This window comes from Brevibacillus sp. (assembly GCF_003521185.1).
GTDB classification, from domain to species: Bacteria; Bacillota; Bacilli; order Brevibacillales; family Brevibacillaceae; genus Brevibacillus; species Brevibacillus parabrevis.
The window spans coordinates 1-23,706 of the sequence record NZ_DOTK01000073.1; the positions used below are offsets into that span (position 1 = coordinate 1).

At 49.1% G+C, this 23,706-nt stretch carries 23 protein-coding genes and 3 tRNA genes; 17 read left to right on the forward strand and 9 right to left on the reverse strand.

The window, feature by feature from the left end:
• Nucleotides 1–3: 3 nt before the first annotated feature.
• From DEP07_RS21800 to dnaA, 9 genes are all read right to left on the reverse strand, one after another.
• Nucleotides 4–79: transfer RNA gene (locus tag DEP07_RS21800), tRNA-Asn, on the reverse strand.
• Between the two features lie 38 nt (nucleotides 80–117).
• Nucleotides 118–193: transfer RNA gene (locus DEP07_RS21805), tRNA-Ala, on the reverse strand.
• A gap of 51 nt (nucleotides 194–244) precedes the next feature.
• Nucleotides 245–321, reverse strand: a tRNA-Ile gene (locus DEP07_RS21810).
• Between the two features lie 231 nt (nucleotides 322–552).
• Complete coding sequence (gyrB, locus tag DEP07_RS21815; RefSeq protein ID WP_370641116.1) at nucleotides 553–2,469, reverse strand: DNA topoisomerase (ATP-hydrolyzing) subunit B; 1,917 nt, start codon at nucleotides 2,467–2,469, stop codon at nucleotides 553–555.
• Nucleotides 2,470–2,477: 8 nt separating this feature from the next.
• Complete coding sequence (gene remB / locus DEP07_RS21820; RefSeq protein WP_122962223.1) at nucleotides 2,478–2,765, reverse strand: extracellular matrix regulator RemB; 288 nt, start codon at nucleotides 2,763–2,765, stop codon at nucleotides 2,478–2,480.
• Nucleotides 2,766–2,774: 9 nt separating this feature from the next.
• On the reverse strand, nucleotides 2,775–3,893 hold the full coding sequence (recF, locus tag DEP07_RS21825) for a DNA replication/repair protein RecF (protein ID WP_173597195.1): 1,119 nt from the start codon (nucleotides 3,891–3,893) through the stop codon (nucleotides 2,775–2,777).
• A 16-nt stretch (nucleotides 3,894–3,909) separates the two neighbouring features.
• Nucleotides 3,910–4,125, reverse strand: coding sequence for a S4 domain-containing protein YaaA (gene yaaA, locus DEP07_RS21830; RefSeq protein ID WP_063231699.1), 216 nt, complete (start codon nucleotides 4,123–4,125; stop codon nucleotides 3,910–3,912).
• Nucleotides 4,126–4,173: 48 nt separating this feature from the next.
• Nucleotides 4,174–5,313: a DNA polymerase III subunit beta gene (gene dnaN, locus DEP07_RS21835; protein WP_122962225.1), complete on the reverse strand. Its 1,140-nt coding sequence runs from the start codon at nucleotides 5,311–5,313 to the stop codon at nucleotides 4,174–4,176.
• 206 nt (nucleotides 5,314–5,519) lie between these two features.
• Nucleotides 5,520–6,881: a chromosomal replication initiator protein DnaA gene (gene dnaA, locus DEP07_RS21840; RefSeq protein WP_063231697.1), complete on the reverse strand. Its 1,362-nt coding sequence runs from the start codon at nucleotides 6,879–6,881 to the stop codon at nucleotides 5,520–5,522.
• A gap of 579 nt (nucleotides 6,882–7,460) precedes the next feature.
• On the opposite strand from dnaA, the gene rpmH reads away from it, so the two are divergent.
• The 17 genes from rpmH (at nucleotide 7,461) to DEP07_RS21925 (ending at nucleotide 23,688) form a co-directional block, all read left to right on the forward strand.
• Entirely contained in the window at nucleotides 7,461–7,598 is a 138-nt protein-coding gene (gene rpmH / locus DEP07_RS21845; protein ID WP_217022156.1) for a 50S ribosomal protein L34, read from the forward strand.
• Between the two features lie 166 nt (nucleotides 7,599–7,764).
• A complete protein-coding gene (locus tag DEP07_RS21850) occupies nucleotides 7,765–8,736 on the forward strand; it encodes a nucleotidyltransferase (protein WP_287103007.1) in 972 nt (323 codons plus the stop codon).
• 110 nt (nucleotides 8,737–8,846) lie between these two features.
• The gene (gene rnpA / locus DEP07_RS21855; RefSeq protein WP_063231695.1) at nucleotides 8,847–9,215 is read left to right on the forward strand and encodes a ribonuclease P protein component; all 369 of its coding nucleotides are present in this window, start codon (nucleotides 8,847–8,849) and stop codon (nucleotides 9,213–9,215) included.
• A 4-nt stretch (nucleotides 9,216–9,219) separates the two neighbouring features.
• Nucleotides 9,220–9,444, forward strand: coding sequence for a membrane protein insertion efficiency factor YidD (gene yidD, locus DEP07_RS21860; RefSeq protein ID WP_122962228.1), 225 nt, complete (start codon nucleotides 9,220–9,222; stop codon nucleotides 9,442–9,444).
• A 36-nt stretch (nucleotides 9,445–9,480) separates the two neighbouring features.
• Nucleotides 9,481–10,239, forward strand: a complete 759-nt coding sequence (yidC, locus tag DEP07_RS21865) for a membrane protein insertase YidC (protein ID WP_122962229.1) — start codon at nucleotides 9,481–9,483, stop codon at nucleotides 10,237–10,239.
• Nucleotides 10,236–10,865 (forward strand): RNA-binding cell elongation regulator Jag/EloR, encoded by a 630-nt coding sequence (gene jag, locus DEP07_RS21870; protein WP_122962230.1) that lies wholly within the window; start codon nucleotides 10,236–10,238, stop codon nucleotides 10,863–10,865. Before yidC ends, jag begins: the two co-directional genes overlap by 4 nt.
• A gap of 309 nt (nucleotides 10,866–11,174) precedes the next feature.
• Complete coding sequence (mnmE, locus tag DEP07_RS21875) at nucleotides 11,175–12,551, forward strand: tRNA uridine-5-carboxymethylaminomethyl(34) synthesis GTPase MnmE (RefSeq protein ID WP_122962231.1); 1,377 nt, start codon at nucleotides 11,175–11,177, stop codon at nucleotides 12,549–12,551.
• Nucleotides 12,552–12,750: 199 nt separating this feature from the next.
• Nucleotides 12,751–14,649 carry a tRNA uridine-5-carboxymethylaminomethyl(34) synthesis enzyme MnmG gene (gene mnmG / locus DEP07_RS21880; protein WP_287103008.1) on the forward strand — a complete coding sequence of 633 codons (1,899 nt, stop codon included), beginning with the start codon at nucleotides 12,751–12,753 and terminating at the stop codon, nucleotides 14,647–14,649.
• Nucleotides 14,650–14,663: 14 nt separating this feature from the next.
• A complete protein-coding gene (gene rsmG, locus DEP07_RS21885) occupies nucleotides 14,664–15,380 on the forward strand; it encodes a 16S rRNA (guanine(527)-N(7))-methyltransferase RsmG (RefSeq protein ID WP_122962233.1) in 717 nt (238 codons plus the stop codon).
• A 523-nt stretch (nucleotides 15,381–15,903) separates the two neighbouring features.
• Complete coding sequence (locus DEP07_RS21890) at nucleotides 15,904–16,464, forward strand: MgtC/SapB family protein (RefSeq protein ID WP_173597197.1); 561 nt, start codon at nucleotides 15,904–15,906, stop codon at nucleotides 16,462–16,464.
• Nucleotides 16,465–17,233: 769 nt separating this feature from the next.
• Nucleotides 17,234–17,440, forward strand: a complete 207-nt coding sequence (locus DEP07_RS21895) for a hypothetical protein (protein ID WP_242775353.1) — start codon at nucleotides 17,234–17,236, stop codon at nucleotides 17,438–17,440.
• Entirely contained in the window at nucleotides 17,382–18,227 is an 846-nt protein-coding gene (gene noc / locus DEP07_RS21900) for a nucleoid occlusion protein (RefSeq protein ID WP_122962235.1), read from the forward strand. Before DEP07_RS21895 ends, noc begins: the two co-directional genes overlap by 59 nt.
• A 753-nt stretch (nucleotides 18,228–18,980) precedes the next feature.
• A complete protein-coding gene (locus tag DEP07_RS21905) occupies nucleotides 18,981–19,739 on the forward strand; it encodes a ParA family protein (RefSeq protein ID WP_063231686.1) in 759 nt (252 codons plus the stop codon).
• The gene (locus tag DEP07_RS21910) at nucleotides 19,736–20,581 is read left to right on the forward strand and encodes a ParB/RepB/Spo0J family partition protein (RefSeq protein ID WP_122962236.1); all 846 of its coding nucleotides are present in this window, start codon (nucleotides 19,736–19,738) and stop codon (nucleotides 20,579–20,581) included. Before DEP07_RS21905 ends, DEP07_RS21910 begins: the two co-directional genes overlap by 4 nt.
• 15 nt (nucleotides 20,582–20,596) lie before the next feature.
• On the forward strand, nucleotides 20,597–21,751 hold the full coding sequence (locus DEP07_RS21915; RefSeq protein ID WP_280648776.1) for an aminotransferase class V-fold PLP-dependent enzyme: 1,155 nt from the start codon (nucleotides 20,597–20,599) through the stop codon (nucleotides 21,749–21,751).
• 23 nt (nucleotides 21,752–21,774) lie between these two features.
• Nucleotides 21,775–22,485, forward strand: coding sequence for a DUF554 domain-containing protein (locus DEP07_RS21920; protein ID WP_122962238.1), 711 nt, complete (start codon nucleotides 21,775–21,777; stop codon nucleotides 22,483–22,485).
• A gap of 303 nt (nucleotides 22,486–22,788) precedes the next feature.
• Nucleotides 22,789–23,688: a diacylglycerol/lipid kinase family protein gene (locus tag DEP07_RS21925; protein WP_280648777.1), complete on the forward strand. Its 900-nt coding sequence runs from the start codon at nucleotides 22,789–22,791 to the stop codon at nucleotides 23,686–23,688.
• Nucleotides 23,689–23,706: the final 18 nt, after the last annotated feature.

A 23,706-nucleotide genomic window follows, 5' to 3' on the forward strand; every position in this document is an offset into this window, starting at 1 on the left:
ATATGGCTCCTCGGGACGGACTCGAACCGCCGACCGATCGGTTAACAGCCGATTGCTCTACCAACTGAGCTACCGAGGAACAATACAATATCCAGGCCAATTGCCTTTAGGAGTCTATGGTGGAGCTGAACGGGATCGAACCGATGACCTCCTGCTTGCAAGGCAGGCGCTCTCCCAACTGAGCTACAGCCCCATTTTCAAATGGGTAAGCGATCTTGATTTTGCTGCTATCGCCTTATGTAAGTGGTGGGCCTAGGCTGACTCGAACAGCCGACCTCACGCTTATCAGGCGTGCGCTCTAACCAACTGAGCTATAGGCCCGTATCGCTTCCTAGATCTTTAATCTAGCATAGATTGTTATTCATTGCAATAGAATTTTTGATTTTTTTATCGGGTAAAAGTGAATTTTTTGCAAGAAGGCTGGCTCAGCTACGAGAAAGCCAGCGAAAAACCCGTTTCGATCCGCAAAACAGCGTGGTAGAAGCCTTTTCCACACCTGTTTCATAGCTGAGCCTTCCTGCAATCAATGTCTATATGGAGCCATCAAGGATCTTAAATATCCAAATCTCTGACAGTCGCTGCGTATTGCTCAATAAACTCTCTGCGCGGCTCTACTTCATCGCCCATGAGCGTCTCAAACACCATATCGGCATCCATGGCGTCTTCCAGGTCAACTTGCAAGAGTGTACGCATCTCCGGGTCCATTGTAGTTTCCCACAATTGGTCCGCGTTCATCTCACCCAACCCTTTGTAACGTTGCACATTTGGCTTTGGTGTAGTCTTCAGGGTAGCGAGTATTTCATCCCGCTGCCTGTCGTTGTAAGCATAATGCAGCGTTTTGCCCTGCTTGATGCTGTACAACGGCGGCTGCGCAATATAAATATACCCCGCTTCGATGAGCTGACGCATGTAGCGATAGAAGAACGTCAACAGCAACGTACGGATATGTGAGCCATCCACGTCGGCGTCCGTCATGATTACGACTTTATGGTAGCGCGCTTTGGTGATGTCGAAGTCTTCGCCCACCCCTGTGCCGAGCGCCGTAATGATCATGCGAATTTCGTTGTTGCCGAGAATTTTGTCCAAGCGCGCCTTTTCTACGTTCAACACTTTTCCACGCAAAGGAAGAATCGCCTGGAAGTGACGATCGCGGCCAGACTTCGCAGAACCGCCCGCAGAGTCTCCCTCAACGATGAACAGTTCGGATTCGGAAGCGTCCTTGGAAGAGCAGTCGGCCAATTTACCCGGCAGCGCACTGACTTCGAGCGCGCTCTTGCGGCGAGTCATTTCCCGGGCTTTACGGGCAGCCTCACGGGCACGCGAAGCCATCAGAGCCTTCTCGACCACTTTTTTCGCTACGCCAGGGTTTTCCTCCATAAAGGTGCTGAAACGATCGCCAAACACGGACTCGGTAATGCTGCGCGCTTCCGAGTTGCCGAGCTTTGTTTTCGTTTGCCCTTCGAATTGAGGCTCCTGGATCTTCACCGAAATAATCGCCGTGATCCCTTCACGCACATCATCCCCGGACAGGTTCGCATCCTTTTCCTTGAGGAGATTGAATTTGCGGCTGTAGTCGTTGATCACGCGGGTAAGAGCTGTCTTGAACCCGGTTTCGTGCGTACCGCCTTCATGCGTGTTGATGTTGTTGGCAAAAGAATAAATATTGCTCACGTAGCTGTCGTTGTATTGCAGGGCAACCTCAACAAGCAGGCCGTCTTTCTCCCCTTCGCAATAAATGACTTCTTCGTGCAGCGCTTCGCGGTTTTTATTCAAATATTCCACAAACTGAACAATACCGCCCTCATAGTGGAACGATTCTTCCTTTTCCTGTTCGGGACGGGTATCTTTCAGCGTAATCCGCAGTCCTTTGTTGAGGAAAGCAAGCTCGCGAATACGTTTTTGCAAAATGTCGTATTCGAAAACGGTTGTTTCTGTAAAGATGGTCGGGTCTGGCTTGAACGTGACTTTTGTTCCCGTCTCTTCTGTCTCGCCAATAACAGCAAGATCAGCAACAGGTGCGCCGACCGTAAAACGCATATAGTGAATTTGATTGTTCTGCTTTACTTCTACTTCCATCCACTCGGATAGCGCGTTTACAACCGAGCTACCTACCCCGTGAAGACCGCCGGAAACTTTATATCCGCCGCCGCCAAATTTTCCGCCGGCGTGCAGGACAGTTAAAACCGTTTCTACTGTCGACTTCCCGGTTTTCTCGTGGATGCCGGTTGGGATTCCCCGGCCATTATCAGTTACAGATACGGAGTTGTCCGGATGAATGACCACCAAGATGTTGTCGCAATAACCGGCAAGCGCCTCATCGATGGCATTGTCGACAATCTCCCATACCAGGTGATGCAAACCGCGGCTGCTGGTTGAGCCGATATACATGCCGGGGCGTTTCCGAACCGCTTCCAGCCCTTCCAGAACCTGAATCTGACTCGCATCATAGTTTGTATCGTTCGTCGTCACTTGATCCACTACTCTGTCAACTCCTCCACTTCAGCTTGTACAAAGGGAAACTGATCCAAGCTGTCCACGAACTGAGCGCGTCGCTTTAGCGTCAGAGAAGAAATAGGTGAACAGTAAATGGCATCCTTGGTGATTACATACGATTTTGTTTCTTCTACGCTGTGGTCGACGATCGTCTTCCGCTTTTCCTGCAAGAAAGCCTTGTTGACCTTCGAGGATTTCACGGTTTGATGATCGAGGATGGAAATGACTTCCTTTGTGCTCACCACAGTATCTCCACCAATGTGAATAAACATCCCTGATCCCTACCTTTCTCCCGAGATTGTCCCTTCCTTCACGTAAAAACGAGAGGCTTGCTGGAGAACCTGATGCTTTAAGCCTTCCACACCTGTCGTGCTCACAAACGTCTGAACCCGATCCTGAATGGTTTCGAGTAACAGGGTTTGCCGATGTTCATCCAACTCTGACAAGACATCATCCAACAAAAGAACGGGGTATTCCCCCACTTCTTCTTTAATCAGTTCGATTTCGGCCAGTTTGATGGACAGTGCGCTCGTGCGCTGCTGCCCTTGTGAACCGTACGTTTGGACATCCATGTTGTTCACTTTGAGTGAAAAATCATCGCGATGCGGTCCGATCAAGGTGCTTCCGCGCATGATTTCCCGGTCGCGAACCTCTTCATAGGCAGCCAGCATTGTATCAACAGCCTGCTCGACCGACATTTCTTCCGTAACTGGCGATGAGTTTACATAGTGCAAGGAAAGCTTCTCCCGGCCATTGGTAATGCCCGTATGGATCTCCTGCGCCCATACTTGGAGCTTGCGAAGAAACTCAAACCGCTTCCTCAACAATTTTACCGCTAAATCGGCTAGTTGGGTATTCCAAATTGCCAGCATTTCCAGCGAATGGCTTTTTTTCATCGCCAAGTCCTTCAGCAGTTGATTCCGCTGCGCCAGCACTTTGTTGTAATTGCTTAAATAATACAGATAAGTGGGCGATACTTGGCCGATTTCCATGTCAATAAAACGTCTGCGCTGAGCGGGTGCCCCTTTTACAATGGACAAATCCTCCGGCGCAAACATGACTACGTTCAAGGCTCCCACATAGGCGCTCAGCTTTTGCTGCTCCATCCCGTTGATTTTGGCCCGCTTTCCTTTGCTTGTCAACTGTAGCTCCAAACGAACAGAACCGTAGCGACGAAGAACATCGCTACGGATCGTGGCGAAATCGGCATCCCACGTAATTAGCTCCTTGTCTCGGGGCGTACGGTGGGATTTGGCCAGAGCCAGAACGTATATCGATTCGAGTGCATTTGTTTTCCCCTGGGCGTTGTTGCCAATAAACAACTGGATGGGGCCATCAAAATCCAAGGACAGGGATGAATAGTTGCGATAGTTGGTAAGCGACAGGTTCTTGAGAAACAAGAATCACGCTCTCCTCTCAGCGGCGTACCACTTGAAAGCGGCCATGGCCTTCAATCGCCACTTCATCGCCAGGATATAGCTTGCGGCCTCGTCTGTTGTCCAGCTCGCCATTGATTTGAATCGGCACCTCTGCCAAAAAAGCTTTGGCCATGCCTCCGGTATCGATGACGTCAGCCAGCTTTAAAAATTGGCCGAGAGCAATGTATTCGGTGTTGATGGAAACCTCACGCATGGCTTGGCTCCTTTCTTTTACGAAAAAGAACTTTTTTACGAAAAAACCCTAGTAAGTACGGACTGGCAAGATCAAATGCAGCATCCAATCGTGGTCCGTCGGACGAATGACAAACGGGCTCATCGGGCCAGTAAAGCTGGCTCTGATTTCGGAGCTGTCAATCGCACGCAAAGCGTCAATCATGTATTTGGCGTTGAAGGAAATCTTCAGCTCTTCGCCTTCCATCGCTTTCGGGCTCAAAATATCCGTTACTTTCCCGATTTCAGGGGCGTTGGAGGTGATCTCCACAGTGCCATCCGGCAGCGTAACGAGCTTGACTACATTGGATTTGCCTTCGCGGCTGAGCAAGGAAGCGCGCTCGATCGACTGCAAAAATTCTTTGGTGCTGACAGTGATCTCTGTTTTGCTTCCTTGTGGAATGATTCTGGTCGTGTCTGGATAAGTTCCCTCCAGCAAACGCGAATAGAACAAAATGTGCTTGGACTTCACCAAAATTTGATTGTCAGCTACGACGATATCAGCAGGGTTTTGGTCATCATCCAAGATTTTTACCAATTCGTTGCAGCTTTTTCCTGGTACGACTACGTTGTGGAAGGAAAGGTCATCCGGGCATTCTACCATGGCAGTACGGCTGGCCAAACGGTGACTGTCAGTCGCAACAAAACGAAGCTTGCCTTGTTCCAGGGACCACATCAATCCAGTAAGAATCGGGCGCATTTCAGAAGTGGATACGCCAAAAACAGTCTGACGGATCATGGCTTTTAGCAAGTCACAGGGAACGCTGAATACTTTATCCTCTTCCAGATGCGGCAATTGCGGATACTCGCTGGCATCCATTCCGTTGATGGTGAACTCAGCTTGTCCGGAACGGATTTGGGTAACAAGGCGATCGTCTACCTGGATATGGATTTCGTTGCTTGGCAGCTTGCGGACGATTTCGCTGAAAATGCGAGCTGTCAAAACGATGCTTCCAGGCTGATGGATCGTTACTCCCCATTCTCCCGCTTCTTCCAAAGGAATCTGTACTTCGATGGATACGTCCGAGTCGCTTGCAGTCAGAGTAAGCCCCTCGTCATCTGTTTTTATCTTAATCCCGGTCAAAATCGGAATGGTTGTTCGGCTGGAAACGGCTTTACTGACATGTGACACGGCGTTAGACAGCTTGTCTCGCTGAACGGTAATATGCATCAACGTGATCCTCCCTCTATCTGCGCCATTTTTTTAATGGACTATGCATAATGGCTGCGTCTTTATCATAACTTATTAGGATATATCTTTTTAACAGAAGTAGTAATAGGGCCTGTGGATTTGTGGATATGTGGACTGATAACGTAAAAGATAGCCTATACACATGTGGGTAAGTTGTGTATAGGCTTTTTGCGTTATGCACAGGTTTAGTGGTTTGCTTTTAACTTTTCAATGAGCGACTGAATCGTAGTTTGCATCTGCGGATCACTTGCCAGTGCCCGCGAGATTTTTTCATGCGCATGGATGACAGTTGTATGGTCGCGTCCGCCAAATTCGTCGCCGATTTTTGGCAAGGAGGCGTCTGTCAGCTCCCGAGACAAATACATGGCGATTTGGCGAGGAAAAGCGACGGTTTTGGTCCGCTTTTTCGCTTTGAAGTCTTCCAGCTTCAGACTGAAAGCTTCTCCGACAGCACGCTGAATGTCCATAATGGTAATCACGCGCGGGCGAGAAGACGGAATGATGTCTTTCAAAGCTTCGGCAGCGAGCTGCGTATCAATGTCGCGATTGATCAAGGAAGAGTAAGCAACGACACGGATCAGCGCACCTTCCAGCTCGCGGATGTTGCTGTCGATTTGATTCGCGATGTAAGCCATTACTTCGTTCGGAATGTCGAGGTTTTCTGCCTTCGCTTTTTTGCGCAAAATGGCAATCCGCGTCTCCAGATCAGGCGGCTGGATGTCGGTAATCAGTCCCCATTCGAAACGGGAGCGAAGCCGGTCTTCCAGCGTCGGGATCTCTTTTGGAGGCCGGTCCGAGGAAATGATGATCTGTTTGCTCTCTTCGTGCAGAGCGTTGAACGTATGAAAAAACTCCTCTTGCGTCGACTCCTTGCCAGCCAAAAACTGAATGTCATCAATCAAAAGAACGTCTACACTCCGGTACTTGTTGCGAAATTCGACGGCCTTGTTGTCCCGAATGGAGTTGATGAACTCATTGGTAAACTTCTCGGACGACAAATAGACCACTTTTGCCGATGGATTGTGTTGGATAACATAATGGCCAATTGCGTGCATCAAGTGGGTTTTGCCAAGTCCGACTCCTCCGTAAATGAAGAGGGGATTGTAAGCTTTGGCAGGAGCTTCTGCGACTGCAAGCGAAGCGGCATGAGCGAAACGATTTCCCGCACCGATAACGAAAGTGTCAAAGGTGTACTTGGGATTCAAAATGCTGGGTGGCTGGTCATCCGCTGCTGTGGGCGGAGCGCTCATTTTCACCCGTGGGGTAGGTTGTTCCTCGGCAAATGCGGCATCCTGATTTTGCAGGGCGACGAATTTTACCTTCATATTGATACCTGTCACTTCATATAGTGTATCGGTAATCAGTTGAGCGTACCGGGTTTCGAGCCAATCTCTCGCAAAGTCATTGGGCGCCACGACGATCAGTGCATCCTCTTCCAGGGTGGTTGCCCTGGTTGCTTTGAGCCAGGTATCGAAACTTGGTTTGCTTAGCGATTTTTCTATCTTGGCGAGAACTTTGCGCCATAGTTCGCTAATCGCTGCATCCAACCAGAATCCCTCCTTTTGGGCCATCCGAAAAATAAAAATCACCGATAAAAAATAAACGATAACAATTGCAAAAACCGCATATGTGTGACCCGATTGTCAACACGGTCGTATTTGACGACTGTGGATAAAAAAAGTCGAAAAATAGGGATTCTGCTCGCAGAAGAGAAAAAAAGCAGACGGTTATCCTCATCCCTGTGTGTAACGACATACACATAGGAAGGAATCTGTCCACAAACTTATCCACACCCTGTGGAAAAACCGATTAGCCTATCGGAGTTATTCACGCTTCAAAACAAAAACATAATAACAGATATAAGGCATGGCATCAATGGTTTTTTCATACTTATCCACAAACACAACCACTGGTACTAGCCACATATTCACATATCTATATTTTGTGTACAAGCTGTAGATAAAGTTGTCGAAACCTGTTTTTGTGGATAAAATGATATCCACAGACCCGGGAAATAGTTTTGTGGGGATATTTGCCTTGGAAAGGAAATTCCATCGCTGCTTGACTTTTTTTATATATGTCCTTATAATGCAAAAGAATGTCTGTGCTAGACGGAGGTGTATACGATAATGAAACCATCATTCAACCCTAATAATCGCAAGCGCAAAAAGGATCATGGATTCCGTAAGCGCATGAGCACAAAAAACGGCCGTAAAATTTTGGCTGCTCGTCGTCAAAGAGGTAGAAAAGTTCTTTCCGCGTAGGCCACATTTCCAGTGGCCTTTTTGTTTGCCAGATGATGTCGGAAAATTCTTTTTTTAGGTGGAAAGAGGAAGTCTCGCCGCGGCGTGGAACCTTTTGGTGGAGAATCATTACCTAGCTACCAAAAAAGTTCTTGATTCATGCTGTTTGAAAAGAGCGGGAGGGACGATGAAGCCTAATGAAGAGAATTTCACCGACTTTTTTATTGGGGTAGGCCGTGATTTTGTCCATGAGCTGGCTTTGCCAGACTTAGTTTGCGCCTATGCAGGAGGTTCGGTTGGGAGAGGGGAGGCAGACGCCTTCAGCGATCTCGACTTGAACCTTTTTGTGGAGGGAACGAGGGAACACCGCAGCGAAAATCATTCGTTTCGCGGTCAACTGATTCAGCTGCATGTCCATCCTGTGCCGACTGCGGATGATGTACGCGACAATCCTTGGCGTTGGCGCTATTTGCAGGAAGCACGGCTGGTGGCAGATCCAACTGGCCGCTTTGCAGACTGGTTTCCACAGATGCGTGCTTATCTCGAATCAGAAGAGGCAAAAGCGAAGATGATTGCACAGGCGAGGACGGCGGTCGAGGAGTACGAGCGAATCGCAGATGAGGCTTTGGCAGAAGGGCGCTTGTACTCCGCTGCTTTGCTCGAATGGGCAGGGTGGCTGGAGGCCATGCAGCTGATTGCTTTCGTCTCGCAAGGACAGCTCAGCGATCGTGCGCTTTTCCAGCTCGTGAGTGGGTTAGGCGGCTGGTCGGAGCTTGAGCGGCACTTTTCCGTGAGATACGCTGCAAGAGAAGCGCTTATGGAAGGGCTGGCGGTGCTTTCCGATTATCGTGCCCACTTGCAAACGAAGGCTGGTCCAGAGGCGTTCGCACTCGGAGCGGAAAACGATGTTCTTTTGCAGCAGAAGATGGGAAGACTTTTGCAGAAGGAGCAGTATGTCGAAGCGGGGTTCCTGCTGTTTTCCGAAGCGGTTTGGCTGTATTCGAGCACAGACGCCGACAACTGGTGGGAGGAGCATCGACAAGAGCTTCCGCCAGGGCTTGGGGAGTCGCTGCTGGAGCTGGGCTTTTTCCAGATGGATCAGGCGAAGGCGGCAGAACTGCGAAGCGCAAGAGCCGAGCTGATCGCGAAAATCGGCTAAATTTCTTGCAAAGTATGTGTACTTTGGGAAAAAAGTGGACGAAACAAGGATATACTGGTAGATGCTGTTTGCGTTTTCTACTATAATTGTGATGTTAGGGGTTGTTTACCTTGCATCGTTCACACCGGCTCAAAAAAAATGAGCACTTTCAAGCGGTTTTTCAACGAGGAACTTCTGCTGCCAACAAGCAATTTGTCCTGTATTCAGCCAAGCAGGAGGGACAAGCTGCTTTTCGCGCTGGAATTTCCGTCAGCAAAAAAATTGGTAACGCTGTTATCCGCAACAAAGTCAAGCGGCTGATCCGAGAAGCGGTAGCGCGGTTGGAGTCAGTCATTCCACTCGGCCTCGATCTAGTCATCATCGCCCGTCCGGGAGTGGAAAACATGTCGCTTGAAGCCATTGAGCAATCTTTGTTGCATGTGATGAAGCGGGCCAAAGTGATCAAACGGGCACCCGTACATAATGGAAAAAGAGGGTGAAACGATGGTTGCGAAAATCATGGTTTGGTTGATTCGGGGATACCAGCTGTTCATATCTCCGTTAAAGCCTCCTTCATGTAGATTCGCGCCCACCTGCTCACACTATGCGATCGAGTCGGTTCGCCGATTTGGCGCGTGGCGTGGAGGCTGGCTGGCTCTTCGTCGCATCCTGAAATGTCATCCGTTCCACCCGGGCGGGTTTGATCCAGTTCCGGATCAACGCAAATAGCATACCTCACTGAAGCGGGGAAAAGGAGGACCACCCTTGAGTAGACGTACCCTCAGCATAATTATGCTGACTATGCTGGTTCTTGTTCTGTCAGGCTGTAACCCGACGACTGCTGCACCAATCGGGCCTGACGCAACCGGCTTCTGGGACAAATATCTCGTATATCCCTTGTCCTGGTTGATTAAAGAAAGCGCTTTGATCCTTGGCAACAACTACGGCTTTGGTATCCTGGTAGCGACGGTCATCATCCGTTTGATCGTACTGCCATTGATGGTCAAGCAAATCAAGAGTTCCAAGAGAATGCAAGAGCTTCAGCCGGAAATGCAAAAAATCCGCGAGAAGCACAAAAACGATCCGCAAAAGGCTCAGCAAGAAACAATGGCTCTGTTCCAGAAAAACGGCGTCAATCCACTCGCGGGTTGCTTGCCGATGCTGGTGCAAATGCCAATCCTGATCGCCTTTTACCACGCGATCATCCGAACAGAAGAAATCAAGACTCAAACCTTCCTGTGGCTGACGTTGGGCGAAAAAGACCCGTTCTACATTTTGCCGATCATCGCCGCAGTTACGACTTACTTGCAGTCGAAAATGATGGGACAGGCTACACAGGGCAACCCGCAAATGCAAATGATGCTGATCATGATGCCGCTGATGATTTTGGCTATCGCAGTAACCTTGCCATCTGCGCTCTCCCTGTACTGGGTATACGGTAACCTGTTCACTATCGTACAAACGTATTTCCTGTATCGTGATAAAGGCAATAAGCTTACTCCCAAGGAGGGAACCTCCAAGTGAAAAAGGTGGTAGCTACGGCAAAAACGATAGACGATGCTGTGCAAAAAGCTTTGCTGGAATTGGGTGTACCGCGTGAAAAGGCGAGTATTCGCGTCCTGGAGGAACCAAGCAGAGGGTTGTTTGGCCTGATTGGGGCGAAGGACGCCAAAGTGGAAGTGGAATACCACTACGACCCGGTTGCACAGGGACGTGACTTTCTTCAAGATGTTTTGTCTAACATGAAGGTGAACGCCAAAGTGGAGACTCGTACTAATGAAGAGGGCATCCTGTTTGATATCCAGGGCAGCAACCTTGGAATCATCATTGGCCGCAGAGGGCAGACTCTGGATTCCTTACAGTATCTCGTAAACGTCGTAGCGAACCGTCATGCGGACAAACACGTACGCATCACATTGGATGCCGAGAATTACCGGATGCGCCGCAAGGAAACGCTGGAGCAGCTGGCTGACCGGGTGGCGAAAAAAGCTTTGTCGACCAGACGGGATGTGCGGCTGGAGCCAATGTCGGCTGCCGAGCGCAAAGTAATTCACGCCTTCTTGCAAAAAAGAGCGGACGTCGTTACCTTCAGCGAAGGAGACGAGCCAAACCGATACATCGTCATTGCACCGAAAGAAGCCTCGCGTTAGGCTTCTTTTTTTGTGTCAAAAGGAACGTGTTATCGACAAAAGTCGACGTTTGCGCATGTAGGCGCAGCTTATGTCGAAGCAAGCAGTTGTCCACTGTGGATAAATCAAAGCGAGGGTTGAGCTTTTCGAAAAAAGATCATACTGTGGATAACGAGAGCGGACAGCAACCTTGGACGGCAGGGTTGCTTTTTCCTGTTGATGAAGAGAGGGTGTAAAATTTACACTTTCATTTGGAATTTTTCAAGGCGATCTGTTAAGCTAATAAGTTAGTGGCTGACTTGTCTGATTGGAAAGCTTGAGGTGAAGGTCATGAAATTCGATACAATTGCAGCGGTTGCGACGCCGATGGGGGAAGGTGGCATTGCCGTCATTCGGGTAAGCGGTGCGGAAGCGCTCGAAGTTGTGGATAAGATATATAAAGGAAAACAGCGGTTGTCCACTGTGGACAGCCATACGATTCATTACGGGCACTTGTACGACCCGCATACAGGAGATCGGGTGGAAGAGGTACTGGTGTCTGTTATGAGGGCTCCGCGAACTTTTACGCGGGAGGATGTAGTGGAAGTAAACTGTCACGGAGGAATTGTGTCCGTGGAAAAGGTGCTGGAACTGATTCTCGATAACGGAGCCAGACTGGCGGAGCCGGGCGAGTTTACGAAGCGTGCGTTTTTAAACGGACGCGTTGATTTGTCCCAGGCGGAAGCTGTCATCGATCTGATTCGGGCGAAAACGGACAGAGCGATGAAGGTGGCACTGAATCAGGTAGAGGGGAAGCTGTCGCGTTTGATCCGCCAGCTGCGCCAAAATTTGATTGAAGCCATGGCCCATATAGAAGTAACGTTAGATTATCCCGAGCATGACGTGGAGGAGTTTACGCAAAACTTCCTGCGCGGAAAATGCCTGGAGGTAAAAAGCGAGATTCAACGTCTTTTGCAGACCGCAAAGCAAGGAAAAATCTTGCGTGAAGGCTTGTCGACAGCGATTATCGGGCGGCCAAACGTGGGGAAATCCTCTCTTTTGAACAGCCTTGTTCAAGAGGAAAAGGCGATTGTCACGGATGTAGCCGGGACGACTCGCGACGTTATCGAAGAGTACGTCAATGTGCGCGGGGTGCCGTTGCGTCTGATTGATACGGCAGGCATTCGCGATACGGACGATATCGTGGAAAAAATCGGGGTAGAGAAATCGCGGCAGCTTTTGCAAAAGGCGGATCTCGTCTTGCTCGTGATCAACTACAACGAACCGCTCACAGCTGATGATTATGCGATTTTTGAAGCGGCAAAAGGGTTTCAGGTCATCGTGATTGTGAACAAGTTCGACTTGCCGCAAAAAGTGGACCTGGAAGAGATCAAACGCCATTTTCCACAGCAGCCGCTCATCATGACGTCGGCGCGCGAAGAAAAAGGCATCGATTTGCTGGAGCAGGCGATCGGAGAAATTTTCTTCAGCGGCCGTGTACAGCAGGATGATTTGACGTATGTCAGCAATGCCCGGCATATTCAATTGCTGCGCCAGGCGGAAAGAGCGATTGACGAGGCGCTCGGCGGCATTGACGATCTGATGCCAGTCGATATGATTCAAATTGACATCAAGAAGTCGTGGGAGCTGTTGGGAGAAGTCATCGGCGAGAGTGTCGGTGAGGATTTGATCGATCAGATCTTCTCGCAATTTTGTCTGGGCAAGTAGGCTGGTAATAGAAAAGAAACAGTTCGTCATTTGCCGCAAGCAGGGGATGCAGGCATGGCGATGGTGCGTAGTCCGTTAGAGCGAGGAAAGCTCGCGGCACAGGCAAGAAGGAAGTCGTACTGTATTGGCAGGACGCAATCGTTTTGATGAAAAGAAAGTTAGATGCGAGATAGCACTTATGAGCAAGGGGGAAAACAAAATGAACGCTGTACCTGCGTATGAAGCAGGCTCGTTTGACGTCATCGTAATCGGGGCAGGTCATGCGGGGTGTGAGTCAGCTTTGGCTGCGGCACGCATGGGCTGCAACACGCTGCTTTTGACGATCAATCTGGATGCGGTCGCTTATATGCCCTGCAATCCGTCGGTAGGTGGTCCGGCAAAAGGCCACGTTGTACGGGAGCTGGATGCACTCGGCGGCGAAATGGGACGAAATACGGATAAAACGCATATTCAAATGCGGATGCTGAATACGGGAAAAGGTCCTGCTGTACATGCTTTGCGTGCACAGGCAGACAAGTTTGCCTACCAGCACGAAATGAAGAAAACGATTGAAAATACGCCAAATTTGATCCTTCGCCAAGCCATGGTCGAGGAGCTGCTCGTCGAAGATGGAGTATGCGTAGGGGTCATCACCCAGACAGGCGCTCGCTACAAGGCTAAATCCGTCGTGTTGACTACCGGAACGTACTTGCGCGGAAAAATCATCCTTGGCGACTTGCAGTATGAGAGCGGGCCGAACAACATGCGCCCGTCGATTCGCCTGGCGCTGCATTTGAAAGAGCTTGGTTTTGAAATGACTCGCTTCAAGACGGGAACGCCACCTCGTGTTCATAAAAACAGCGTTGATTTTTCCAAAATGGAGATTCAGCCTGGCGACCCTGTTCCACGGGCATTTTCTTATGAAACGACAGAATTTATTATGGACCAGCTGCCTTGCTGGCTGACGTATACCAATGAAGACACGCATGGCTTGATCAATAGCAATTTGCACCGTGCTCCGATGTACTCCGGCATGATTGAGGGAACCGGGCCGCGTTACTGTCCGTCTATTGAGGATAAAGTGGTGCGTTTCAACGATAAGCCACGCCATCAAATCTTCCTGGAGCCGGAAGGGCGAAATACAGAAGAGATGTACGTACAAGGCTTGTCCACGAGCTTGCCGGAAGACGTGCAGCTGTCCATGTTGCGCTCGATGGCCGGAATGGAAGAAGTCAAAATGATGCGCCCTGGCTATGCGATCGAGTACGATTCGATTGTGCCGACACAGCTTTGGCCGTCGCTGGAAACGAAGAAATTGCCGGGATTGTTTACTGCCGGGCAAATTAATGGAACATCTGGCTATGAAGAAGCAGCGGGCCAAGGTTTGATGGCCGGGATCAATGCTGCACGCCGCGTTCAAGGGAAACCGCCTGTCATTTTGGGCAGGGAAGAGGCGTATATCGGCGTGCTGATCGACGACCTCGTGACAAAAGGAACGCATGAGCCGTATCGGCTGCTCACTTCCCGGGCCGAGTACCGTTTGCTTTTGCGCCACGACAATGCCGACTTGCGCCTGACTGATATCGGCTATGAAATCGGCTTGATCAGCGAAGAGCGCTACAGACGCTACAACGAAAAACGCCGATTGATCGAGCAGGAAAAGGAACGTGTGGAAAATACGCGTGTACGCCCTGACATGGAACATGTGCAGGAAATATTGCGCGCTGCCGGTTCGCCGGAATTGACAGAAGTGATCGAGCTGGCTCAGTTGTTGCGCCGTCCAGAGATCAACTACAGCCATATTGTGGCGATGGTGCCAGCCCCGGAAGTTTTGCCGGACGATGTGACAGAACAGGTAGAAATCCAGATTAAATACGATGGCTACATCAAAAAGTCTTTGCAGCAAGTAGAGCGGATGAAGAAAATGGAGGAACGCCGCATACCAGCCGACATCGACTATCATCAAATTTCCGGCTTGTCCAAAGAGTCCCGCGAGAACATGTCCAATATCCGCCCGCTGAACATCGGGCAAGCAGCGCGTATCGCCGGGGTTACTCCTGCGGACATCTCGGTATTGATGGTGTATCTGGAGTATAAACGCGTAGGGGCAGCGGAGTAAGGAGATTAGCCAAAATGACTAAAGAACAGTTTGCCGAGGCGCTTGCTGCACAAGGCATTTCCTTAACAGAGCGTCAAAAAGAGCAATTCGACCACTTTTTCCGTTTGCTCGTGGAATGGAACGAAAAAATGAATTTGACAGGCATTACGGAAGAAGGACAAGTGTACGTCAAACATTTTTACGACTCGATCACCCCTGCCTTCTACTTTCCTTTTGACCAGGTAAAATCGGTAGTGGATATCGGAGGAGGAGCCGGGTTTCCCAGCATCCCGCTGAAAATTTGCTTCCCGCATGTGAAAATGACGATTATTGATTCGTTGAACAAGCGCATGGGCTTCTTGCAGCATGTAGCGAGTGAACTGGGGCTGGAAGATGTTCATCCGGTGCATGGACGGGCAGAGGATCGCGGGCAGGAAGCCAACTATCGGGAAAAGTTTGATCTGGTCGTAGCACGGGCTGTAGCCCGCCTGAATTTGCTCTCTGAATTTTGTTTGCCATTTGCTCAGCCAAAAGGTCATTTTATCGCTCTCAAAGGGGCAGATATTACGCCAGAGCTGAACGAAGCAAAAAAGGCAATCAAGACGCTGGGCGGCAAAACGCGAAAGGTCGAGACGTTCCAACTGCTGGAGGAAGCAGGAGAGCGCAACATCGTGATTATCGAAAAGGTTGAAGCTACACCCAAGAGCTATCCGCGCAAAGCGGGCGTTCCTGCGAAAAAACCGCTGGTATAGTGACTGTATAGGCTCAAGGAACGATGGAAAGATCGCAGTTGGACGCTGCGGTCTTTTTTTCTGTGAAAAAAATCTCGATGTTTTTCATGAAATGGGATGGGACCGCTCGCGATCAACAAAACGGTCATGACCGTTTTGGGGGCAAAAGCCTTGGTGTGTTGCTGTAAAAAGGGAAATGCGATTGAGTGTCGATTGCCGCCAAAACAGTCATGGGTGGTGTGGTTTCGTTTCGTGGAAAAAGTTTGTGCCAAGGAGAGGGAGGTTTTGGGGGCTAATGACGTGACGTGTATTTCTACCTTTTTCTCGAACCGGGTTTTTCTTGTGGCAAAAGTAGCGGATATCTTTTGGCAGTCTATTGATAGGAGCAGAGGAAAGGTGTCTCTGCTTGTGTATCGGCCACTGACCGATTGGGGAGCGGGCCGACTAAACGAATCTACTTTTTCAAGCATGGAACTCTTTCAGAGGGCATATACATACCAGTAACGTTACAGGGAACGACAACCGTTCTGAGAGGATGATAGACATGGAAGAAGTGTGGGTGTCTCTTTTTCCATCAGAGCTTCCGACCATATTGCTGAGGCTGTTTCTCGCTTTTTTGGCTGGAGCCATCATGGGGTGGGAACGCGAGCGTTTTATCAAGGATGTGAGCAGACAACGAGGAGCGGGTTTTCGCACGTACAGCCTGGTTTGCTTCGGCTCATGTCTGTTTGGACTAGCTTCGATTTACGGCTTTCAGTCCAGCGGGGTAAACAACGATCCGGGCAGGGTAGCTGCTCAGGTGGTGACTGGCATGGGATTTTTGGGAGCGGGAGCCATCCTCAAATTTAACGGTTCCGTTAAAGGCTTGACTACGGCAGCAGGGATGTGGGTTGCGTCTGCCATCGGATTGATGTTTAGTGCCGGAATGTATATTACGGCGATTGTCGCTGCCTTCTTTGCCTACCTGACTTTAGACTTTCATCGACTGTTTCCGAAGCTTTTTGCTGTCACCAAGATTTCACATCCTACAGATGAGAGCATAGGAGGAGAGGAGCGGGGCAAACACAGCGGCAGAGCTAATTTCTATGACCATGATCACGATTGATGTTTCACGTGAAACGTTTTTCCCAAGCAGGAATTGGGCAAAGCTTGCAGAATTACTTATATAAAAGAAAACCGAAGTCATTTGCCTAGAAAATGACGATAGGTCAAAGGGGATTTTTCAAAACGATCGGATAGGCAAGAAGCGTCTTTTAGGAAGGACAGTCTGTAGGGCCTGAGAACCTTGTAAGCGAGATTTATGCGCTATCCTCTAAAGGAAACGGAGGAAATGAGGGAAAGAGACATTTCTGAGGGAAAGTGGCTGACGGTCTGAAATGCGAGGAGGACGGAAACTAGCTCTGAAGAACTAGCCTCCTTTCACAGTGTGAACAGAACATCTATCTCCACAAACATTTTCGAAAAGACTCGATCAGGTCCGTGCATGACTGAATGGTTGTCATTCACAGTAAGCATGTACTCTTCTGGCAAAACCTTGAAAGCGCACACGCTGATGGATTTTGTCATGGAAGCGGGGATGACAAACTGTAGGCACAAGGAAATTGGGTATACGGTGAATAGTCCCTTCCAGCCGATGTATAAGAGAGACAGACAAATAGCTTCATGAAAAGATTCTGTCGTATGCATCATGCATAGACAGGGCCTTTTTTTCACGTGGAGGATTGTCTGCGCCTTCGCCAAGCAAAAGGGAATGGAAAAGATGATGTCGCGAAACGATTGGGGTGTTGTCAGCAAACGCTGCCAGGAGGTTGCTTTTTGCTGGCGATTGTTTCAAAAGACTCATCTGGTCGAGTATGCGTGGTAATGAGGTTGGAATGACTGATGAAGAAGCCCGTGCCATTGTAGCAGCAAGATTTTTTGTGAACAGCTTGGCGATGTTAATTTTTCCAGAAGCAATCACAAGCAGCAGCGTAAGGATTACCAATAGTACGGATGGAACGGGTAGAAGTGGGGGATTTTTCTATGGCAGTAAGGGATTCATTTTCTCGGATTTTTGGATTAACGGACAAGACAGAGAATGAAGAGATCAGGCAATTACCAGTCGAGGAGATTGTACCGAATCCATACCAGCCTCGAACAGTATTTGATGACGAGAAAATCGATGAGCTGTGTCAAACGATACGCACTCACGGGCTTATTCAACCGATTGTTGTACGGTTGAGAGATGGTCAGTATGAGTTGATTGCCGGAGAACGACGTTTACGGGCAACAAAAAAGCTGGGCATGGAAAGAATCCCTGCGATTATCAAAGATTTCAATGATGCGCAAACAGCTTCCATTGCTTTGATTGAAAATCTGCAGCGCGAGGGATTAACAGCAATTGAAGAGGCGGTTGCCTACCAAAAGCTGATTGATTTGCACGACCTGACACAGGAAAGCCTGGCTCAACGCTTGGGAAAAGGACAATCCACCATCGCCAACAAGCTGAGATTGCTGCATTTGCCGCAAGAGATTCAAGATGCGCTGTTGATGCGACAAGTAACCGAGAGACACGCGAGAGCCTTGATCCCGTTGAAGGATGCGGAGTTGCAAAATAAAGTGCTGGCCGAGATCGTCGAGCGAGAGTGGAATGTCAAGCAAACAGAAGTGCGAGTCAAACAGCTTCTGGAAGCAGCAGAAAATCCAAAAGCGGAAAAAGAGTCGAAGCCGCGTTGGAAGGCATTTTCCCGAGACGCTCGTATCGCCATCAATACGGTGCGGCAATCGATTGATATGGTCATGCAGACGGGGCTGCCCGTAGAGACAAATGAAGAAGACCATGATGAATTTTATCAATTTACGATTCGGATTCCGAAAAACAACAAGTAGGAATGCCGCTTAGATTGGAGCAGATGACAGCGAGGGGGTCTTCGCTGTCTTTATAGAACATAGATAGCAAAAGCAGCAAGGGGATGGCGACAAGGTCGCCTTTCTTTTTGGGCAAATGTTGAAAGTAGCAAAACATGATGGTAGGACAAACGGAGAAAAGCAGGTAGGCGGGCAGGGAGTTTTTTCTGTTCAAAATCGATTTGTCTGTAAACGTTTGTCAGAATCAGGCGCATCTTTTCCAGCAAAAAGGGGTCAATTGGAACTGTTCGGGCAAAATTAAAGACAAATTGTCTCAATATCAAAAAAACAGCGTACGGGCAAGCATTAAATCTGGTAACATGGGTATTACCGAGCCAGATCATGCGATTAATGGCTGTTCACTTCTGTAAAATGGAACGGCGTCTTGCGGTTTGTTCGTATCCATAGCCAGAGGATGAACGAGTTTTTGGGCACCATGTAGCGGATGGCAGAAAGAGTGCGTAATTATAGGTAACGAGGATCACTTTTCATGGTGGAGCAGGCTGATGTTTGCAGAGTACGTTATGTGTCAGACGGCGGGATTGTTGCACAAATGGCAAGCACCGCACTGAACTGAACGTTCAGACTGTACAAGCAGCTGGCCAGGCAATGAAAATGATCCATTTATGAGTCAATGAGCGTAAATAGATATTGATATGGGCGTTCCGGAAGGCTGTCGATTGTTTTATGGCATAATCAGCGGCATTCCTACACGAAGAGAATGAGGTGGAGAAGTTGGGTAAAATCATTGCGGTTGCGAACCAGAAAGGCGGCGTCGGAAAAACGACTACGTCCGTCAATCTAAGTGCTTGTCTGGCCGCATTGGGGAAAAAGGTGCTGCTGGTGGATATTGATCCACAAGGGAACGCAACCAGTGGTATCGGGGTAAACAAAGCCGATGTGCGCTATTGTATTTATGATGTTCTCATTAATGACATCAGCCCCGTAGATGCGACTTTGCCTACCGAGATCGAAGGATTGATGATCATTCCGGCTACGATTCAATTGGCGGGAGCGGAAATCGAATTGGTTCCGACCATTTCCAGAGAAGTGCGTTTGAAAAAAGCGCTGGAAGTAGTGAAGGACAAATACGATTTCGTCATTATCGATTGCCCGCCTTCTTTGGGGATTTTGACAGTCAATTCGTTGACTGCTGCTGATTCCGTTTTGATTCCGATTCAATGCGAATACTATGCATTGGAAGGTTTGAGTCAGTTGTTGAATACGATCCGACTGGTCCAAAAACATCTCAATTCGCAGTTGTCGATCGAAGGGGTCGTGCTGACGATGCTGGATGCACGCACCAACTTGGGGCTGCAAGTCATTGAAGAAGTGAAAAAGTATTTCCAGGAAAAAGTATACAAAACGATTATTCCACGCAATGTTCGCTTGAGCGAAGCGCCATCACATGGACAAGCCATTATCACGTACGATCCACGTTCGCGTGGTGCAGAAGTTTATTCTGACTTGGCGAAGGAAGTGGTTGGGGTATGAGTAGAGGTTTGGGAAAAGGGCTGAATGCGCTTATTACCTCCAATCTCATTGAAGAAGGGGAGCAAGTGAAAGAAGTCTCCGTCAGTGAGATTCGTCCCAACCCGTATCAGCCCCGTAAAGAATTTGAACAATCGGCTATTGATGAATTGGCACACTCCATTCGGGAGCATGGCATTATCCAACCATTGATTGTTCGGAAGAGCATCAAGGGATTTGAGCTGGTAGCGGGAGAAAGACGTTTGCGCGCCGCAAAGCTGGCGGGATTGAAACAAGTCCCTGTAGTGGTCAAAGCTTATACGGATCAGCAGTTGATGGAAATCGCCCTGATTGAAAACCTGCAAAGGGAAAACCTGAACCCTTTGGAAGAAGCCGAAGCGTACGAAAAGCTGATCGCACACCATGAGTACACGCAGGAGCAGCTTGCACAACGGATCGGAAAAAGCAGACCGCACGTAGCGAATATGCTGAGATTGTTGCAGCTTCCCGAAAGCATTCGCAAGCTGGTCGCAGCTACAGAGCTGACGATGGGGCACGCCCGTGCACTGTTGAGTGTATCGGATGAAAACATGCAAATGCAGTTGGCGAAGGATGTCGTGGAAAAAGGTCTGAACGTCCGCCAATTGGAAGAACTGGTCAAGCAGTTGAATGTTTCACGTGAAACAAAGAAAAAAAAGCCGGCAAAAAATGAGCCGATTTTGATAGAGATGGAAGAACGGTTGCGCAGTCGCTTTGGAACCGCCGTCAAAATTAAAAAGGGCGCAAAACGCGGCAAGATCGAAATTGACTTTTATTCGCAGGAAGATTTGCAGCGAATCATTGAGATACTGAATGATGAGAAGTAAGTCCGGGAGGTAGTCATGGCGATCATCTATTTGGATAACGCAGCGTCAACTTGGCCAAAGCCACCAGGCGTGAAGGAGCGAATGGCTGAGGCCATCGAAGATTTTGCCGCTAACCCTGGTCGAGGTGGACATACCTTGGCGATGAAAGCGAGCAAGACCGTGTTTCGGACACGCGTGCAGTTATCGCGGTTGTTTGGGATTCAAAACCCGAATAACCTCTTTTTTTATCTAAATGCGACACAAGCACTCAATCAGGCGATCAAAGGCTACCTGAAAGCTGGCGATCATGTGATTGCTTCTTCCGTGGAGCATAACTCTGTCAGACGTCCGATTGAATATATGCGCCGTGAGCATCAAGTAGAAGCGACTTTTGTCGAGCCGAGAGCGGATTTCCTTTTTCATGTAGAGGACTTTGTCAAGGCGATTCAACCGAATACGCGCTTGCTGGTAGTCAGCCACGCTTCCAATCTCACAGGTGTGATTTTGCCGATCGCTGAATTGGGGCAACTGGCAAAAGAAAGAGGTATCGCCTTTTTGGTAGACGCTTCTCAAACAGCCGGGGTACTGCCGATTCACGTAGAGGAAATGAAGATCGATATGCTGGCGTTTCCTGGGCATAAAGGGCTGTATGGGCCACAAGGCACGGGCGGTTTATACGTGCATGGCGACATCGATTTGGAGCCTTTGATTCATGGGGGAACAGGAAGCCAATCGGAAGCGATTGATCAACCGACTACACGCCCTGACCGATATGAGAGCGGTACGTTAAATACGGCTGGTTTGGCCGGTTTGCAGGCTGGCGTCGATTTCATTCTCGAACGAGGTGTCGATCGCATCCGCGAGCACGAGTGGGAGCTGGCGAAGCAAACGATCATTGGTTTACAGCAAATTCCCGGCGTTCAGGTGTATGGTCCAGGGATTGAGACAGAACGGGTTTCCGTCATCGCCTTCAATATCGGGGAAGTGGATGCTTCTGAAGTCTCGTTTATTCTCGATCAGCAGTATGGAATCGCTACGAGATCAGGGTATCATTGCACACCGCTTGGGCATCAAACAGTAGGGACCGAGCAGCGTGGAGCTGTGCGTGCCAGTTTTGGGATTTTCAACACAGAGAAAGACGTAGAAGCGCTTATGAACGCCGTGAGAGAGATAGCATCCGCGTTTTCGTAATGCAGCTATAGGGGGACACAATCGTGATCTTGTTAGGCACCCTGGTAAACGCTGGCGCCATCATCGTTGGAGCCTTGTTGGGCAGGCTTCTGACGAAAATTCCTGATTCGATACGACATACCGTCATGCAGGGCATCGGTCTTGCTGTCATGATTTTGGGAGTCAAGATGAGTCTTGGATCGGGGAATTTTTTGTTGGTGATCGTCAGTATTGTGTTGGGGGCAATCGTAGGAGAATTGATTGGGATTGAAAAAGGCTTGAATCATCTGGGGCATTGGCTGGAACGAAAGGTTGGCGGAGGTCAGGGAAGTATTGCCACAGGCTTTGTAACAGCGACTTTGGTCTATTGCATCGGTGCGATGGCTGTGCTCGGAGCCATGGACAGCGGATTGCGGAACAACCATGATATTTTGTTCACCAAAGCACTTTTGGACGGTTTTTCCGCCATCATTTTCACTTCGACACTAGGAATTGGCGTCATGTTTTCGGCTGTGCCTGTATTTGTGTACCAAGGTTTGCTTACCTTGCTCTCAACGCAAATCTACAACTTTGTGAGCCAGACGATGCTCGATGCGATGTTGGCAGAAGTAACGGCAGTAGGCGGCTTGATGATTATCGCTATCGGGATTAACATTTTGGAGATTAAAAAGATCAATGTGGCGAACATGCTGCCAGCATTGTTGATTGCGGCTCTCGGGGTTCCTTTTAGCGAATGGTTGTCCAAGTTTTTATAAGAGAGTGGAAAAAGATTCTTCCTGAACGGGAGAGTCTTTTTTTTGTAGGCAAAATCAGCTTTGCATATGGGACTGAGGCAGTCAAACAGTGGGGTGGGCGCGGACCTGCTGGTACGGGCAACAAAAAGCAAAGGAACAAATGCCGATAATAAAAGAGTCGATGAAATACTGGCAAGCGCACTGCCAAAAATGTTAAGAAGCTTGCAAGAGCCGGCATGACATAAAAAACCGCTATCATCAAAAGAAAATGTCGTGCGATAATGACGAGTAGAACAGAAAGCGCGTTATGGGGAGAGAAAGTCAATGGTAGGTTTTATCGTCAATCCTGTGGCGGGTAATGGCAAAGGGAAGAGAATCTGGGAGAGGATAGAGCCTGCTGTAAGTGGTCTGGGAGCTGTTTTTGTCGTCAGGGAGACATCTGGTGACGGGTCAGCTGAAAAACTGGCAAAAGAGATGATTGAAAAAGAGGGAGTAAATAAAATCATTGCCGTAGGGGGAGATGGAACCGTTCACGGTGTATTGAACGGAATCTATCAATCGGGCCAGTCATGCAAGTTTGGCTTGGTGCCGGCGGGGTCAGGAAATGATTTTGCCAGAGCGCACGGGATTGCCACAAATCCTGTCGTGGCAGTAGAGCGGGTTTTGTCAGAGACAGCGGAAAAACGAATTGATTTGATGTGGATGAACGGGCGTGTTGCGGCAAATTCGATTGGTGCCGGATTTGATGCGCAGGTAGCAAGAGCGACTGATCAGGCAAAATACAAGGCATGGTTGAATCGGTGGCGATTGGGCGGTTTGGCGTATGTGATTTCCGTGTTGCGTGAACTGCGCAGATTCCAGCGCAGCACTCTCGTCATGCAAGTGGATGGACAAGTCATCAAGATGGAGGCAGCATGGCTCGTAACAGCTGCCAATATTCCGAATTACGGCGGGGGAATGAAAATTTGTCCCATGGCTGTAGCAAACGATGGTTGGGCCGATATTTGCGTCGTCAGCAATGCGAGCTGTGGGGAACTGTTGCGCGCCTTTGCGAAAATTTATTTTGGCTCTCATATTCATCATCCGAAAGTTTCATTTTATCGAGGGCGCCAGATCACGATTGAGACCGTTAGACCGTATTTGGTTCATGCAGATGGAGAGTTGGTTGGTGAAACGCCGATCGAGATGAAAATGCTGCCGGATCAGCAAGCGATTTTTGTATGAAGGATTGTAATATGAAGT

Coding starts and splice junctions, on each gene's coding strand:
- remB (WP_122962223.1), bottom strand. CDS start 2,765: ATGTTTATTCACATTGGTGGAGATACTGTGGTGAGCACAAAGGAAGTC.
- yaaA (WP_063231699.1), bottom strand. CDS start 4,125: ATGCGTGAGGTTTCCATCAACACCGAATACATTGCTCTCGGCCAATTT.
- dnaN (WP_122962225.1), bottom strand. CDS start 5,313: ATGCATATTACCGTTCAGCGAGACAAGCTGTCTAACGCCGTGTCACAT.
- DEP07_RS21850 (WP_287103007.1), top strand. CDS start 7,765: ATGAAGCCTAATGAAGAGAATTTCACCGACTTTTTTATTGGGGTAGGC.
- yidD (WP_122962228.1), top strand. CDS start 9,220: ATGGTTGCGAAAATCATGGTTTGGTTGATTCGGGGATACCAGCTGTTC.
- mnmE (WP_122962231.1), top strand. CDS start 11,175: ATGAAATTCGATACAATTGCAGCGGTTGCGACGCCGATGGGGGAAGGT.
- mnmG (WP_287103008.1), top strand. CDS start 12,751: ATGAACGCTGTACCTGCGTATGAAGCAGGCTCGTTTGACGTCATCGTA.
- rsmG (WP_122962233.1), top strand. CDS start 14,664: ATGACTAAAGAACAGTTTGCCGAGGCGCTTGCTGCACAAGGCATTTCC.
- DEP07_RS21890 (WP_173597197.1), top strand. CDS start 15,904: ATGGAAGAAGTGTGGGTGTCTCTTTTTCCATCAGAGCTTCCGACCATA.
- DEP07_RS21895 (WP_242775353.1), top strand. CDS start 17,234: ATGACTGATGAAGAAGCCCGTGCCATTGTAGCAGCAAGATTTTTTGTG.
- noc (WP_122962235.1), top strand. CDS start 17,382: ATGGCAGTAAGGGATTCATTTTCTCGGATTTTTGGATTAACGGACAAG.
- DEP07_RS21910 (WP_122962236.1), top strand. CDS start 19,736: ATGAGTAGAGGTTTGGGAAAAGGGCTGAATGCGCTTATTACCTCCAAT.
- DEP07_RS21915 (WP_280648776.1), top strand. CDS start 20,597: ATGGCGATCATCTATTTGGATAACGCAGCGTCAACTTGGCCAAAGCCA.
- DEP07_RS21925 (WP_280648777.1), top strand. CDS start 22,789: ATGGTAGGTTTTATCGTCAATCCTGTGGCGGGTAATGGCAAAGGGAAG.